At 49.6% G+C, this 16292-nt stretch carries 12 protein-coding genes; 6 read left to right on the plus strand and 6 right to left on the minus strand.

All coding sequences use genetic code 11. The features are described from left to right. Positions 1 to 61 precede the first annotated feature (61 nt). From C7R94_RS12115 to C7R94_RS12125, 3 genes are read right to left on the minus strand one after another with little or no spacing between them, the layout of a single operon-like run. Positions 62 to 880, minus strand: a complete 819-nt coding sequence (locus C7R94_RS12115) for a hypothetical protein (RefSeq protein WP_106781364.1) — start codon at positions 878 to 880, stop codon at positions 62 to 64. Then, on the minus strand, positions 873 to 2501 hold the full coding sequence (locus tag C7R94_RS12120) for a hypothetical protein (RefSeq protein ID WP_106781366.1): 1629 nt from the start codon (positions 2499 to 2501) through the stop codon (positions 873 to 875). The genes C7R94_RS12115 and C7R94_RS12120 overlap by 8 nt, the downstream gene beginning before the upstream one ends. Positions 2502 to 2505: 4 nt before the next feature. Next, the gene (locus C7R94_RS12125) at positions 2506 to 3768 is read right to left on the minus strand and encodes an O-antigen ligase family protein (RefSeq protein ID WP_106781369.1); all 1263 of its coding nucleotides are present in this window, start codon (positions 3766 to 3768) and stop codon (positions 2506 to 2508) included. A gap of 159 nt (positions 3769 to 3927) precedes the next feature. Between C7R94_RS12125 and murJ the strand changes: the two genes are divergently transcribed. Beyond that, entirely contained in the window at positions 3928 to 5454 is a 1527-nt protein-coding gene (murJ, locus tag C7R94_RS12130) for a murein biosynthesis integral membrane protein MurJ (RefSeq protein WP_106781371.1), read from the plus strand. Here murJ and C7R94_RS12135 read toward each other — a convergent pair. Beyond that, positions 5429 to 6805, minus strand: coding sequence for a phenylacetate--CoA ligase family protein (locus C7R94_RS12135; protein ID WP_106781373.1), 1377 nt, complete (start codon positions 6803 to 6805; stop codon positions 5429 to 5431). The genes murJ and C7R94_RS12135 overlap by 26 nt on opposite strands. 204 nt (positions 6806 to 7009) lie before the next feature. On the opposite strand from C7R94_RS12135, the gene C7R94_RS12140 reads away from it, so the two are divergent. Continuing rightward, positions 7010 to 8662 carry a putative polysaccharide biosynthesis protein gene (locus tag C7R94_RS12140; RefSeq protein WP_106781376.1) on the plus strand — a complete coding sequence of 551 codons (1653 nt, stop codon included), beginning with the start codon at positions 7010 to 7012 and terminating at the stop codon, positions 8660 to 8662. A 57-nt stretch (positions 8663 to 8719) separates the two neighbouring features. Here C7R94_RS12140 and C7R94_RS12145 read toward each other — a convergent pair whose 3' ends face one another. Next, a complete protein-coding gene (locus C7R94_RS12145; protein WP_106781378.1) occupies positions 8720 to 9571 on the minus strand; it encodes a class I SAM-dependent methyltransferase in 852 nt (283 codons plus the stop codon). 24 nt (positions 9572 to 9595) lie between these two features. Next, entirely contained in the window at positions 9596 to 10693 is a 1098-nt protein-coding gene (gene csaB / locus C7R94_RS12150; protein ID WP_106781380.1) for a polysaccharide pyruvyl transferase CsaB, read from the minus strand. A gap of 430 nt (positions 10694 to 11123) precedes the next feature. Here csaB and C7R94_RS12155 point away from each other — a divergent pair, with 430 nt between their 5' ends. The 4 genes from C7R94_RS12155 (at position 11124) to C7R94_RS12170 (ending at position 16234) form a co-directional block, all read left to right on the plus strand. Beyond that, a complete protein-coding gene (locus C7R94_RS12155; protein WP_106781383.1) occupies positions 11124 to 12047 on the plus strand; it encodes a 50S ribosomal protein L11 methyltransferase in 924 nt (307 codons plus the stop codon). 66 nt (positions 12048 to 12113) lie between these two features. Further along, positions 12114 to 13289: an acetyl-CoA C-acetyltransferase gene (locus tag C7R94_RS12160; protein ID WP_106781385.1), complete on the plus strand. Its 1176-nt coding sequence runs from the start codon at positions 12114 to 12116 to the stop codon at positions 13287 to 13289. 53 nt (positions 13290 to 13342) lie between these two features. After that, positions 13343 to 14332 (plus strand): LCP family protein, encoded by a 990-nt coding sequence (locus C7R94_RS12165; protein WP_106781387.1) that lies wholly within the window; start codon positions 13343 to 13345, stop codon positions 14330 to 14332. Between the two features lie 201 nt (positions 14333 to 14533). Further along, the gene (locus C7R94_RS12170; protein ID WP_197243059.1) at positions 14534 to 16234 is read left to right on the plus strand and encodes an AMP-binding protein; all 1701 of its coding nucleotides are present in this window, start codon (positions 14534 to 14536) and stop codon (positions 16232 to 16234) included. Positions 16235 to 16292 lie beyond the last annotated feature (58 nt).

The raw sequence follows: 16292 nt of genomic DNA on the forward strand, positions 1-16292 counted from the left end.
TAATCGCCAGGCCCAGATTTGTACCGATCTGTCTGCTGCCACGCAAAGGTAGCAGACTTTTTTAGTACAGCAAATATTTTTCTACCTCTTCCGGTTCCTTGATGTGAATGCCACCGGTATCGCCGTATTTAAACAGGTTGAACATCACTTGCTGGTCCATCGTTCCGGCTTCAGGCAGCGGGAGAATGATCCATGTCTCGTACTGGTGGATCAGACGGTCTTCCTTGCCGAACCAAATCGTTGTTTTGATCGTGGATTCCTTCAGGATGTAATCCAGATCAGGACGGTCGCCCAGTTGTTTTTTCAGTGGTTCAAACAGTGGGCTTTGGCTATTTTTCAGCCATTCTGCCCCGGTCATTTTCAATTGGAACGGAACGCTGACTACGCCGATAACTTTTTCCTCAGGCAATTGGACGGCCTGGTCCATGAAAGGCAGCCAGTCCTCGAAGCCTTTCAATACGTCGAAGGCAAGCGGCTCATCTGGAGCGGTCACAAACTGCTCATTCGCCTTGATATATCGTTTGTCGTTAATTCGATAGTACGAATACGGCTGGGCCGCGATGCGTGCATCCACATTGTAGCCTTTCCCGTTGATGACAGCTCCATTGAACATACTCGTTGTGGTACGAGACAGGATTGTGTTTTTCACATGCCCCTTGTACCAGTAGGTCTGTGCCTCTTTATCCGTCTTGCCCTTTTCCAGGGCTGTTTTCAACCACTCGGCTCCTGACTCGGTTTGGACCGTGGTCGTCTGATCCGGCTTCTGGTCAAAATTGGTAGTGGCAAAAGCCTTCGTCCCTGATTCATACGTGCAGCCACCGAGCAGGGAGGCTGTGCAGATGGCAGCGAGCAATGCCCATGCTTTCGTCGCTTTACGCATGGCGAAACCTCCTTACGACTCCGTATCCCAAGAGTCCCACGAATAGTGCGATCGTAAGTCCGAATACTGGAATGTTGTGCTGCTTAAACACGAGAATGCGATGCGTATTGAACATGTTGGCCACGATTTCGTTTTGCTTGTCGCCATCGATGTCACCGATTTGAACATTGATCAGCGGCATGTAAATGCGCCAGTTTTGTTTCAAACCTTCAGGTGTGTAGTCATAGCCAGACAAATAGCGGGAATCTGTTGTGCTTACCCAGCTTTTGGCCTTAGCTATGATCTCAGGTTTTTCGTTGTTGCCGATGGTAGCGAAGTTGGAGAAGCGGAAGCTCTTGTCGTAGTCAGCGCTTGCCCACAAAATTTCCCACGTGCCATCTGGTTTTGGCTTCAAGATGTACGATGGTTTGCCTGCTACGAGCAGCTCATCGACCTTGTCGTTGTCGATATCGGCAGGAATGAACTCGCCAGTTGCCAATTCAGCCTGTTTGCGTGTCAGTGTGTACGATTCTGTCAGTGTGCCATCTGGCTCTACAGACAGTACACTCAGGTGCTCTCCCATGACAATGATTCCTTCGCGGCCATCTGGCAGCATCATGGTGGTCATCAGCTTGGTTGCTTTTGTCGTGCCGCCAAAAGGCTTGCCATCGTAGTTTCCTGTCAGCATACCATCCTTGATGTGTAGATCCGTGTACTTAGAACCCAATGTCTGTCGTACGTCCATACTGCCTGCGTTATCTACGAGTTGATTTGCGATGTTTTCCATATCAAGCATAAACGCACGATATGGTGCTGTTCCAATTTGCATCATGCCTTCCGCATATGGTTGGCGTTGTACATTCGGTACCAATTGACCGTCTTTCATCGTGTAATACGGGAAGCCCGGGTAATCGGTCGGCAACTTTTCCTTGATGATCTCCATGGTATCTGCCGGAATTTGATCATTCGGCATCCGCACCATTTCGCCGTTTTTCCAGGTCAGGACGTAGAGAGAAACAGGTTCAGCCTGCAAATGGCGCAGCTTCTCCGCCATTGCTTTTTTCTCTTCTTCTGTCTCTGGCTTTTCAATTTCTTCTGGCAGTGGGAGCTCCTCGGCATTGCCGTACGTGATGATCTCCATGCTGCCATCGCCATTGACGTCATACAGCGTGATCGGGAAGTAATCCACCCAATCGCCGTTGTACAAACGCTCAGATTCGTATTTCACGGTAAAGTTGCTGAGTGCAGTCAGTGTATCTCTGTTGAACGTTACATTCGCCAAGAGGGCGATGAGAACCAACGAACCGACTGCACGCCAATTGAGACGCCCGTACCATTTCACGAGCAGGGCAATCACGATGACTGCGATCGCTCCACCGATCAAGATAGCAGCAGTCGTTTTCACGTCTACACGTGTCAGTGCCCGATCCAAGAGCAAGAAGCCGATGGTAAACACGAGCACTTGTCGACGTTCCGACGGATGCACCACGAAGTAGCAAAAGGCTAGCAGTGGCAGGAAAATAAGTACAGCAATCCACGTTAAATCAAGGAAAGCTGGTTTCACGAGCAAATGGTAAATCAGAAACAGGGCAATGGCGTACAGCGCCCAGCTTATCGTTTCAAGAATAGGATTCCGGCGCATGCCCTCACCACCTTTTGTTTTGTGTCTGGTCGACGAATAATGCGCAGAGGAAGCCGCCAAACAGCCAGAAATAGAGGGCCATGAACGGCACCTCGAAAATGTTTTCCACGAGGTTATGGGTAGCTACTGCTATCAATCCGCCCAGCAGTCCGAGTATCGCAAAAAAGTGCGGCGAACCCTGGATGTTGCGGATGAGCCCAGCTCCGTATTTGAACATCGTGATCACGGTTCCGATCAACAGGATGATCCCGATCAGACCGTATTCCGCCAAACTTTTAAAGAAGTAGCTGTCTGAATAAATGGTACCGAAATGGCGAGCGGCAACTGCTCCACCGTGATGACCGAGTCCGACACCAAACAGTGGCTCGATACGCATATTGTCGTATGCTTTTCCCCAGCGCCCGATGCGTCCACCTTCACTGCTAGATTCAAAGTATTCAGGTGTAAACAGCGTGAAAATGCGATCTTTAACTTTTCCGACAAGTGGAACAGAATCAGGAACGAAGAACAGGGCTACAATCCCGATAATCCCTGCGATCACCAAGTATCCTGCTACTCGTTTGTTCCATATGTAGAAGCAAACGAACACGGCAAAGGCAAGGGCGAACCAGGCACCGCGGGACCCGGTTAAGAGCAAAGCAAGCACGGTGGTCAGTGCAACGATGGCCCAAATCCATTTTTGCTTGCGATCCTTCGCTGTCATAAATAGACCAGCGGCAATCGGTGTAACCAACGCCATATAGCTGCCCAATACGTTCGGGCTCGTTACGAAGGAAAATGCACGCGTTGTAACTGCTTCCCCTTCCTGCACCCACGATTCAGGTGTTTTGACGCCCACGATGACTTGCAAGACACCATACAATGCCGCTACGAAACCAACCAGCACAAGTCCCTTCATGAACTTGTCCAGGTCTTCCATCGACTTCAGTAAATAGAAGCCCATGAAAAAGGCGAGGATGTACTGGTAGACAGAGCGGAATCCTTCCACAGTCGCCCCCCAGTTCGCCATGTCTGTCACCGTGATGGCAACACCCAGGACGAAAAAGGCTCCTAGCCAATGTTTGATTCCAGGCATCGCTCTGTTTGATTGCAAGAAGGCTCCGAACGTAAACAGCATCAGAACGATGAGCAGTCCTTCATCCCACAAAGAAGATATGACTGGAATCGGTAGAATCTGTCGCAAGACGTAATCGATTACGGGATAGGCCAACAGCAAATACAACCATGTAGTTGATTGGCTTCCCCACTTCAACACGGTTTCTCTCATTTTTATTGTAGTCCTCCTACAGGTAGGGATTAACCTACCTATTATAATGAATCTGGCAACCCAGTAGCAAGCCGGGGGGAAAGAGGTTGGTAGGAACGGTAGAAATAAGATATGATAACTAGGTAGTTTTGGGTATTTGTAGATAGGAGAAAAGTGGACATGAGTTTGTTAAAAATTGCTTCCATGATTGTTGTGCTGACTCTCGTTGGAAGGCTTCTGGGCTTTTTTCGCAGTGTGTATGTATCCAGCTTGTACGGTACTGGCATGGAGGCAGATGCGTTTAATATCGCGGCAACGATCCCGCTGACGCTGTTCTTGGTCATACCGGGAGCGGTCAATGCTGTACTGATTCCGACGATGCGCGGCATGATGGAAAAGGGAGAGCGGACGAATGATTTGTATCAGAAGATGCTCACGATCATTTTGGGTATATTCGTTGCGCTCTCTGTTTTAGGGGTTGTCTTTTCTTACCAGCTTGCTGCGATGTTTGGACTGACAGGTGAGAAGCTGGAACTCACAGCAAGTATGCTGCAATGGATGTGGCCATCCGCTATTTTCATCGGGTTAACAGGCCTGTGGTCGAGTATTTGCAATGCTCACCAGCACTTCTTTACACCGACGCTTGGCACGGTAGTCAATGGGGCTTTGGTGATTGTCAGCATGTATGTGCTCGTTCCGATGTATGGTCCCATTGGACTTTCGATAGCTACGACAATCGGTTATTTGGCTGCACTGTTGCCGATTCTTCCGACTTTGCGCGGATTCGGCTATCAGCAGCGCTTCTCGTTCGCTTGGCGTGAGGATGCTGCTCTCAAAGGCATGGGCGAGCGCGTCATTCCGATTTTAATTGGTGCGGTTGTAGCTCAGGCCACTACCTTTTTGGAGCGAGGCTTCGCGGAAGGGCTCGGAACGGGTGTCGTCTCCGCTCTCGCCAACGCGAACCAGATCATGCAATTGCCTCTGGCTATTTTTGTCGGGGCGTTTACATTGCCGTTATTCCCACTATTGGCTAGTCATGTCAAGCGGGGGGAAATGACGGAGATGAAGCAAATCCTGCAAAAGGGACTTGCTTATCTTCTCATTTTGCTGCTGCCCGTGACAGTTGGACTTGCGCTATACGCAGAGCCGATCATCCGACTAGCTTTTGAACGCGGTGCGTTCAATGAGCATTCTGTCGCTTTGACAGCGTGGGCATTGCCGTTTTACGGCGTGGGACTTTTCTTTTTAGCATCGAGAGACTTGCTGACTCGCGCCTTTTATGCACTGGAAAACACGAAGACACCCGTTATAATCGGGGCGATCGGGATTGGTGTGTATGCTCTTGCCAACTGGTTGCTCATTCCGTTGCTTGGTCATGGCGGAATTGCTCTCGCCAATGCGGTTTCGGCTATCAGTCAAGCGCTCCTGCTGTTTATTTTGCTATGGAGGGTAGTAGGCAGCCCCGTACGAGCGAATTTCCTGATGACTACCGGGAAAACCATTCTGGGCTGCGCAGTCATGGCTGGTGCTATTTTATTTGTCGATCCATGGTTATCCGTATTGCCTGTCTGGTTGTACTTGCCGCTAGGGATTATGGGTGCGGCTCTTTTATATCTCGTGGTGCTCATTTTGGTCCGCGAGCCACTTGTGTCAGAGCTGCTGCAAAAAGTACGAAAGCGGTCTACTCCAGCGGGAGGGCGCTCGTAAGTGGGAATTCCCTGATGGCATAGCGGGTCTTACCCGAGCTTGCGGGGGGAATGGTCTCCACGTAAGAAACGTGGATGCTCACTTGACCTAATGCCGCGCGAATTCCTTCCAAAAGCTTGGCTTCATCGGCAGGCAGAAAACGTTCGGGCTCCTTCACCAGCCGAAGGCTCAGTCGCTCCGGCTCATGCTGGACGATCTGGAAGGTCCGGAAGCTGTCCATATTGCGCACGATGTGATTAAAATAATGTCCGTGCACATACTGTCCGTTGAGCGATAGGAACATGTCGTCTTCTCTGCCGTCGATTGACGCAAGAAGTGGAAACGGGAGATTGCATGAGCAGGCTGAATCAGAAAGCGCGACGATATCTCCTAATTGGTAGCGCAGGCGAGGCATGACGGTATTGTGCAGGTCTGTGACGAGCAGTGCTCCTGGGTGCCCTTTGTGAACGGGAATATGCGTAATTGGATCGACTACCTCCAAATAGCAATTTCCGCAAAAGGCATGCATGCTCCCAGCCTTGCATTGATAGGCGATAATTCCGCCGTCACGTGCGCCGTACTCATTTACAACAGGCGCATCAAAAGCCTGGGCAATCGTTTGCCGCTGGTGCTCGTGCAGGCTTTCTGCTGTGGAGACCACGGCTTTGAGCGGGATTCCGAGTGTCATGCCGCGTGCTAGTATCATCGTGGCGAGTGTATGTAGCGCGGATGCGTATCCGTATAAATAGGCTGGATGGAATTCCCGGATGAGGCGCAGACTTGCTTCCAAATGTCTTTCGTCCAGTTCATAGGCAGAAATCATCATGCGGTTTTTCAACCAGCGCTCCTTCCAGCGGTAGCGGCGAGCTTGCTGGGCGTTTAATTCGAGTGGAGAGCCCCAGATCATCACACATGGGTCCCCAATGCGAATACCGTACCAGGATAGCCCCAACCACCGCGCAGCTTCATATCGCTCGACAGTTGAACGATCGAGATAAAAATGGGTAGGTTCACCTGTGGAGCCTCCCGTACGATTTCCAATAAGCCTATTTGTTTGTAGGCCTTGGCTCAAATATTGATCAGTGTTTTGCCGAAAGTGTGCTTTGGTCAGAACAGGAATGCGCTGCAAAAAACGTTCAGGTCTATCGCGCATTTTGCTCCAGTCTGGGGCGAAGGCAGTGTAAGCTGGTACGTTTTGTATCGCATGATCGAGTAGCTTCACCAGCTTTTCTCGCTGCTGCAAGCTAAGAGCTTCGGCAGATAGACGCTGAGTTGCTTGCAGTTCTTTCATATAAGGACGGATGCGATTTCCTTTCAAAGCCTCCATTAACGGCCACTGTACATGGCGGATCAAAAATCCGGTTGTGGGCATAATATCCCCTCCTACTCACTGATCACACAGGCAGACGATTACAAAAAATCAATGCAATCTGTTTTTCACCAGTATTCCTGCGAAATTCCATCGATATACCTGTTTGCTGGAAGAGAGAAATGATAGTAGGATAGAGAGTGGGTTCATGTCGATTGGTGCTGCCCCACGGGTATCCAGTCAAAGAGACGAATAAAGGAGTTACCCATGTTGAAAAAAAGTCATTTTCTCGCGGGAGCGTTGATCTTAGCCATAGCGGGGATTTTGTCAAAAGTTATCGGGATGTTTTATCGGATTCCGCTTCAGGAGATAGTAGGCGACAGAGGTCTCGGACTCTATCAGGAAGTATATCCTCTCTACCTGACCTTTCTCATATTGGCGACAGCAGGTGTGCCAGTAGCGTTGTCGAGAGTGATTGCAGAGGCATTGGCTGAAGGAAAACAGGGCTCTATTGGACAAATTTTGGCCCGTAGCATGGTCATGATGGGCGCCATCGGACTTGTCTTGTTTGCGCTCCTGTACGTCAGCTCTCCACTCATCGCAAAGCTCATGGGGAATCCGCATTTGATTGAGCCGATTCGAGCGATTTCCATGTCACTGCTGTTTGTTCCCTTGATTGCGGTTATTCGCGGCTTTTTCTACGGCCATCAAAAAATGTTGTTTGTCGGGCTCTCGCAAATTGTGGAGCAGACCTTGCGTGTCGTATTTATTTTGGTAGCTTCCCTGTATCTCGTGTCACTCGGTGAAGATACGGATACTGTGATTACCGGAGTCAACTTCGGAACGATGATCAGTACGTTTTTGAGTCTCGGGTTTCTAGCATTACTCATGTGGCTCCACAACCGGAAAAATTCCGTGTTTAGCGGGGCAGAGTGGGGGCGCCTTACTTGGTGGTATGATCGTGCCTTCTTCGCCTCGATGTGGCGAATTGCCTGGCCAATTTGTATCAGCGCCTTAGTTATCCCGATTTTCAGCCTGACGGATTCCTTTCTGGCGATTAACATCTTCCGCTACATATGGAATGTGGACGGCTTGACGGCGGATACGTGGTTTGGCATTTACAGCAGGGGAGGACCACTTCTGCAAATGGCGAGCTTGTTCGGATCGTCGATTGCTCTCTCGATCGTCCCTGCCATTGCCGAAGCAATCAGACAAAAGGATCAGGAACGGATTACGACCTTGACCAAGCTCTCACTGCGCTTTGCTTGGCTAATCGGTCTGCCTGCCGGGCTGGGACTGACAGCTGTAGCTGAAGGGGCGAATTTGGCGTTGTATGGTGATATGGAAGGCACGCGTGCAATGGCGATTTTAGGCATTACAGCGATCCCGCTTTCCTTGTTGCTTGCTACAAACGGCATTTTGCAAGGGATCGGCAAAGAAAAAATCCCTGCGCGTCATCTGCTTTATGGTGTCATTGTAAAAGTACTGGCAACACTCGTGTTTACCTCGATGTTCGGTATGGATGGATTGTCCCTGTCTTGGCTGGTTGCTACTGCATTTGTCTGCGTACTGAATATGCGAGTCATCAACCGTTATGTATCGATTCCGATTAACTGGCGCTTCGATACCATTTATCCATTACTGGTGGCTAACCTCATGCTGATTCTGGCTTGGGGAGCGACAGAGGCAATTGATTTTCTGTTCAGGGGAAGAGAGCCAGTGCGCATTTTGGGAGCGATAGAGACCGTCGCTGGAGTCGGTGTAGGACTCATCGTCTACTTGGGGCTGCTCATCCTCATTCCACTCATTGAGGACAAGGAGCTGGACTGGCTGCCAGGCGGAAACAAGCTGCGCGCCTTTATCCAATTCATTCGGAGAAAGCAGGCTTCTTCGTTAAAGTCCAATACGAATAACGATTAATCAAATCGAAAACCCCCTTCCTCTGTTTGTGGAGAAAGGGGGTTTATGTGTTGTTTCTTATTTCGCTTTTTGATAAACACATACGACCATTTTTACGAAAAATTCACGGGTAACAGGCAATTTTGCCAAGGCCTGCAACTGATTGCGCAACGGAATCTCTCGCTGGTAAACCGCAGGCTGCACCACGCCTTGTTGAATTTTCCGAAACCGTTTGATCGTCATGCGATTGATGTACGAGATCGTATCTCTGCCATCAGGAAGCTTGTCGAAGCGGAAAGCAATTCGGTCAGAACCGTCTGGCAAGTCGCGGACTAACTTCTTATAGGCGTCAATCAAGGCTTGCTCCGAGAAGAGAGCATGCACCCAAGGAATGCCGATCGCATCTGACAAATGAGCACCGTATGGATGATAATACGGTGGGAAATTGATGTAGAGATGCCCGCCAGGCTTCAAGACCCGAAAGCATTCCTCCAACGTCTTTTCCGGTTCGCCAACGTGCTCCATCGCGTCATTCATAATAATCGTATCGAACGTGTTGTCTGGGAAGTCCATTCTCGCGGCATCACCAGTCATAAAGGAGACGAGATGATCCAGTCCCTTTTTCTTCGCGAATTCATTTCCTTCCTCCGCGTAGTGGGGGACGATGTCGATGCCGATCATTTTTTTGGGCCCATAGGTGGCATAGTAGCAGGTTTTTCCCCCGCCGCCACAGCCGATGTCCAAAACCGTTTTGTCACGGAACATTTGCTCCTGTGAATGGAAGGGGAGAAAAAACTGAATGGTTTGATCCCCTTTTTGAAATTGCCATTCTGTATAGCTCATTTCCCCGTTGTTTGCCAGGTTGAAAGGGTGAACGGGGAGAGGAAACAATCGATTTAAACGAAGTAACACTTGTGAAGAAAAGGACATGATGTCCTCCTTTCCAGGTCAGCCTTATTTACGCAGCGCCTGTAGAACAAGTTCACTGCTTTTGGAAGCTTCAATCGCTAACAGATGGGAATGCTTCGTTACCACATCAATTTCGTGATCGAGGTTGTCCAGTTTTTCAGCGAGCAAGGTCAAAAGTGTAGTTTCATCGAGTTGAGTAATATGACCAGCATTGGGCATTCCAGCGCGTTCAACGAACCGATCGATTTTCGGATCGTAGGAGATGCCGATAAAAGGGATTCGCAGCATGCACGCAAGAATGAGAGAGTGAAGCCGCATTCCCACGACGTAGTTGCATTGCTTCAGTACCGACATGATGTCATGAAAAGTCACAGGTGCATCGAGAAGACGTGCTCCTGGTTGGCTCATCTGGTCCATGATTTCCTGGGACGGTGCCAAATCACTAGGGACATGCATCGGCAGGAAGAGAACATTCCATCCGCGCATGATAAACCAATCTGCTGCTCGGGCTATCCTCTGTTTGAACTGCTGTTCCTGCTTCCAGTCCCGGACAGAGATGGCGACCAGGGGCTTGGAAGGATCATCAAACATACCATGGAGCAGCTCTTTTCCCCGTTGATCTGCAATATCGTCTGGGGATATCGTCAGAGCAGGGTCAGCTGTTATATAGATAGGGGCTTTTTTTACACCGCAGGCTTTGAAGTCCTCCCCTGATTCGTAGTCGCGAACCGTGATGATGTTGACGTGATTCACCACGCGTTTAATCATCGTGCGACTGAGCGATTTGAGGATGGGTCCAAACCCTTGCGCGTAAAAGACCACGGGTTTACCTAAAAGCTTGGCAATGGTGACGATGCCCAAATAGTAGAGGACACTGCGGGGACTGGTTACATCCTGCATCAGTGTACCGCCGCCCATCACCAGCATGTCACTTCGCGAAAGCTCGCGGACGATGGTTCCAAAGCTCCAGCGGTTATAGGCTTCAATCCCGAACAGTTCCGCAGTCCGATCAGGCTGATTGGACAAGACGGCCAAAGAGATATTTGGTTGTTCCCGCTTAAGAGAGCTGATGATGCCGTACAGGACCACATCGTCTCCGGCATTATTAAAGCCGTAGTACCCGGAGATGAGAATTCGCGACATGGAGTGAACCTTCTTTCTATATCAAACGTACAGGAAAAATACATTCTCAAGTATAATCGAGTAAACAAGGGGAAGTAAAGCAACCACAGTAGAAAACTTCACGCCCCAATTGTTTGGACAGATACAGTGGGTGCAGCACGGTTCGTAGGGTATAATGATGTTGTTTCGACTTACGAGAACATATAGAGGAAACCCATACCGAACATGCCGATGCCAAGAACGATAAGGGCAATCATGACGATGAAAAGTCCCTTGTTTTTGCGGCGACGGTAAAAAAATTCGTCAAACATGGTAAGCCTCCCTGCGGTTGTGATAGTCCATTCTACTATCATACCATGTTCTCTATCATCCTTGCCATCCACATATGAGTGAATAGATGTCCGCAAGAATAGGGGCGAATAACAGCAAAAGGGAAGGAGCATTTTTCATCATGGAAAGCATGTGGCTCAAATACACATTACTAGTGGAACCAGAGATTGAAGATTTATTTGTGGCAGAGGTTTTGACCAGCTCCTACACGCTTGGCTGGATCGAACCGCAAATCGAAGTACTGACAACGGAAAATGGATATGATTACGCAGAAAATACGGAAGGTCCACTTGTTGGCTATTTGTTTGAACCCCAGCATGATCGTGAAGAGGAGCATGTATCCCGCCTGAAGACCTACATTCAGAGGTGGAATGGACAAGTCACTATAAAAGAAGTAGAGCTCGTAGCGGAGGAAAATGATTCGTGGAAAGAGGAGTTCCGGGAAGTCAAAATAGGTGACTGGTGGGTGGCGCCAACGTGGACGGACCCAGCAGCGTTGGAGTCGGCTCGGCATATCCTATGGATCGATCCAGGTGCAGCCTTCGGAACCGGCTATCATGGAACGACGCAGGATATTCTTTTGTTTTTGCAAGAAATGGATCTGGAGGGTAAGCAAGTCATTGATGTAGGAGCTGGCTCAGGAATTCTCTCTTTGTACTGCGCCTTGAATGGAGCGAAGCATCCTGTATGGGCAGTGGACATAAATCCACAAAGCGAGTATCAGGTTCTCGTCAATGCGACCAATAACCATCTTCCTGACCGTGCTGTACAAGTCGTCATTGGGGATGCGAGCGAGGACGCAGTGAAGTCTCAATTGCCTGACCAAGCTGATGTCATTCTGGTCAACATCGGAGGCGATGAAAATGTCGCGATGCTTCCGATGATTACGGAGCGAATGGCACCTGAAGGGACGTTGATTCTCTCGGGGATTGTCGAATGGAATCGGGAAGCTGTCATCGCTACATTTGAACAGGCAGGCTTCCAAGTAGAGAAAGAAAGTCAACATGACGAATGGGTCACCGTTGTATTGAAAAACATCGCTTAGAACCGCCATGTAACTTCCGTGTGAGACAATAAAGAAAAATAGGGTACTCAATGGAGGGGAAAACAAATGGAGCAGGTTGTCATTGCTGCTGCTGGACGTACGCCAATCGGTACGTTTGGTGGCGTCTTGAAAGATGTAAGCGCTCGCAAGCTGGCAGAAACCGTCATTCGTGGCGTCATGGCTCGATCTGGCCTGGAAGCTTCTCAGATCAATGAAGTCATCTTAGGCAACTGCATTCAGCGCACAGATGAGCCAAACATAGCGCGAGTGGCAGCGCTGGACGCAGGGTTGGGGAAAGAAGTGACGGGCTTCACGATTCAACGTCAATGTGCTTCCGGCATGCAAGCCATTGTGAGCGGCGCTTCCCAAATCCTTTTAGGCGACAGTGAAATCGTCTTGGCAGGCGGCGTAGAGAGCATGAGCAACGCCCCGTATGTCCTGAAAAATGCGCGCTGGGGCAAACGATTGACACATGGGGAAATGACCGATGCGATGTGGGAGTTGTTGACAGATCCCCACCATCAAATCCTGATGGGCGAAACGGCAGAACGGCTGGTCGATCGTTATGGGATCACGCGTGAGGAGTCGGATGAAATTGCCTTGCGCAGTCAGCAAAACGCGATCCGCGCCATAGACAGCGGTTTGTTTGCGGAGGAAATCATAGGAGTTTCTATTAAAAAACGGACCGAAGAAATTATGGTTACGGAAGACGAATTCCCTCGTAGGGGAGTGACTCTGGAAAGCCTCGCGAAGCTAAGACCCAGTTTTCGTGACAACGGTACAGTGACGCCAGGCAATGCCTCCGGGCTCAACGATGGAGCGTCCGCAGCCGTTTTGATGAAAGAAGGAAAAGCGAGAGAGCTCGGGCTCGAACCACTCGGCAAAATTGTCTCGTGGGCGGTAGCGGGGGTAGAACCCGATTTGATGGGATACGGACCCGTTCCAGCAGTGAAGCGAGCATTGGCAAAAGCTGGCTTGACGCTCGCGGATATCGAACTGATCGAAGTAAACGAAGCCTTTGCCGCGCAATACCTCGCCGTGGAAAAACTGCTGGAACTGCCGCGGGAAATAACGAATGTGAACGGAAGCGGCATCGCGTTGGGTCACCCTGTCGGTTCTACTGGCTGCCGGATTGTCATAACCTTGCTGCACGAGATGAAGCGGCGACAGCTGAAACGAGGCTTGGCTGCCCTTTGTGTTGGCGGCGGGATGGGTATGGCGATGGTTGTCGAACGCACATAGGTTTAAACGAAGTCTCCCCTGTTAAAAATGGAAGCAAAAGGGGAGGCTTTGTCATGTTTATATGGTCATTTTTCAAGCGATATGGAAAACAGATTGCGTTTCATACCTTATCCTGTTTGGCGATCGGGGCGTTGCTACTGGTTGCCTATAGTGCCTATCAATACAAGCAAATGACAAATCAGTGGTATGCTCCGATTGATGGGGCCAATGGGAGCGCAAAACAGGCTGCTGCGTCCCTTCCTCCGCGTGATCTTTTGACAGGAACAGAACCATTGAAGCCTTTCGTCGCCCTGCTTCTTGGCGTGGATAGTCGAGACGGGGAAAGTGCACGTTCAGATACAATGATGCTTGCGGCGATTCATCCCGGAAAGCAATCCGTCTCCCTTTTGGCGATTCCGCGTGACAGCTACATGGAGCTGCCGGGAAAAGGATACGACAAAGTGAACCATGCGATGGCTTTTGGTGGACCAAAGCTGGTAAAAGAGTCGCTGGAGAAATTTTTACAAATAAAAATTGATCGGTATATCTCCGTAGATTTCGATGGCTTCCGTCAAATTGTAGACGAGCTGGGAGGTGTCACCGTCGATGTGAAGAAACGCATGAAGTACAGCGATCCGAGCGACGACACGTACATCGACATTCAACCAGGGCTGCAGACTTTATCAGGTGAGCAGGCATTGGATTACGCCCGTTATCGCAAAAGTGATCTAGGCAAGGAAGACAGTGATTACATGAGGATTGGCCGACAGCAAGAGATTCTCAAAGCGTTGGCTTCTAAAGGCACCTCGCTCCAATTGTATACCAAGGCATTTTCACTCATGGAAATACTGGGTCAGCATGTGAAAACGGACCTCACTGAGCAGGAAATGGCCTCTCTGTTATTGTCCTACGGCGATGGCATTCCGAACTCCATTCAAGCTGATACATTGGTCGGGCGGGATGAGCGTATTTGGCATAATGGAATCGTTGGCTGGTATCATCTCGTCCCCACAAATGAACGGGAAAGGGCACGCCAGCAAATGATCAAGGCAGTATCACAGTAAGTCACAAAGAGCAAGGGCAAAGGATACGGCGTTCATCATGGGCCGTGTCCTTTTTTCACCGAAAGGTCTTGTCCCAGATGGAAAGCACATGATTTTAGTTGGAAAATTGAATATGTTTCGAATACAATAGTCATTAGGAAGAGATTATGAATGTAGATCATAGGGAGAGGCAAGGCCATTTAAGGGATGGAGGGAATGACCATGTCAAATGCCAAGCCTTGGATTGCCAATTACCCGCCCGAAACTGCGCCGTCATTGGATTACCCCCGTGTTCCTTTGACGCATTTTCTGGAGCAGTCTGCAGCTATGTATCCAGACAGTAACGCGATCTATTTCATGGGAAAAAGCATTACGTATCGAGAGCTTTTGCAGTTGTCATATCAATTTGCCAATGCATTGATCAAGCGCGGTGTAAAGAAAGGGGACCGCGTGGCGATTATGCTGCCAAATACTCCACAAGCCGTCATCAGCTACTACGGGGCGCTTTTTGCAGGTGCCATCGTGGTCATGACCAACCCGCTGTATACTGAGCGAGAATTGATTCACCAAATGAACGATTCAGGCGCCGAGACCATCATCACGCTGGATTTGTTGTACAAACGTGTTACCCAAGTCCGTGCATCTACCTCACTTCAACGAATCATCATCACAAGCATTGGCGATTTCCTTCCCTTATTGAAAAAATGGCTATATCCGTTCGTGCAAAAGAAACAAGGACAAAACCCACAGGTTACATACAGCGCAGATATTGAGCCTTTTCTTTCCGTATTAAAAGAAAGCGCTACCAAGCCTGTCGAAGTACCAGTCGATCCGACCCAGGACATCGCGCTCCTCCAGTATACAGGGGGGACAACAGGTGTTGCCAAAGGCGTCATGCTGACGCATGCCAATCTCATTGCGAATGCGGTCCAGTGCCAAGCGGTCCTTTACAAGCTGAAAAAGGGAAAGGAACGGATTTTGTGTGTGCTCCCGCTGTTTCACGTATATGGGATGACTACCGTGATGAACAAAGGCATATGTATCGCAGCAGAAATTATTCTCGTTCCCAAATTCGACGTGAAGCAAATATTTGAAATGATCGACAAGCGCAAGCCCACTCTTTTCCCAGGGGCACCCACGATGTATATCGGTCTCATCAACCACCCGGACTTGAAAAAGCATGATCTCTCATCTATCGACGCATGTGTCAGTGGATCAGCGCCGTTGCCGATCGAAGTGAAGCTCAAATTTGAGGAGTTGACGGGGGGCAAGCTGGTCGAGGGTTATGGGATGACAGAGGCTTCTCCCGTAACACATTCAAATCCGATTTGGGAAAAAGGCATTACGGGAAGCATCGGAATGCCGTGGCCAGATACGGACTGCCGGATTGTGGATCCGGCAACAGGAGAAGAGATGCCCCAAGGCGAGGTTGGGGAGTTGGCCGTAAAAGGACCCCAAGTCATGCTGGGCTATTGGAATCGCCCAGAGGATACCGCTGCCGTATTAAGGGATGGCTGGTTTTTGACGGGAGATATGGGCTATATGGACGAAAACGGCTATTTCTATATCGTCGATCGCAAAAAAGACATGATTATAGCCGGTGGTTTCAATATTTATCCGCGCGAAGTAGAAGAAGTGCTGTTTGAGCATCCCGCCATCCAGGAGGCAGCAGTCATCGGTGTCCCAGACCCGTACCGGGGTGAAACAGTCAAAGCATTCGTTGTTTTCAAGGATGGACAGATTGCGAGTGAAGAGGATCTGGAATCACATTGCAGACAGAGACTCGCCGCCTATAAGATTCCGAGACAATACGAGATTCGTACAGATTTGCCCAAAACTATGGTCGGAAAAGTTTTGCGTCGCCAATTACAAGAAGAAGACAAGAAGAAAAGGGAAGCCCAGGAAGAAATCAAAACGAGCTAGTAGCTGATGTTTTGAGGCTTGCGATCCCAGGCGGAAAGCGGCCTTTTTTGCTGACCTC

Source organism: Brevibacillus sp. NRRL NRS-603 (assembly GCF_003013445.1).
In the GTDB taxonomy this organism is placed as follows: domain Bacteria; phylum Bacillota; class Bacilli; order Brevibacillales; family Brevibacillaceae; genus Brevibacillus; species Brevibacillus formosus.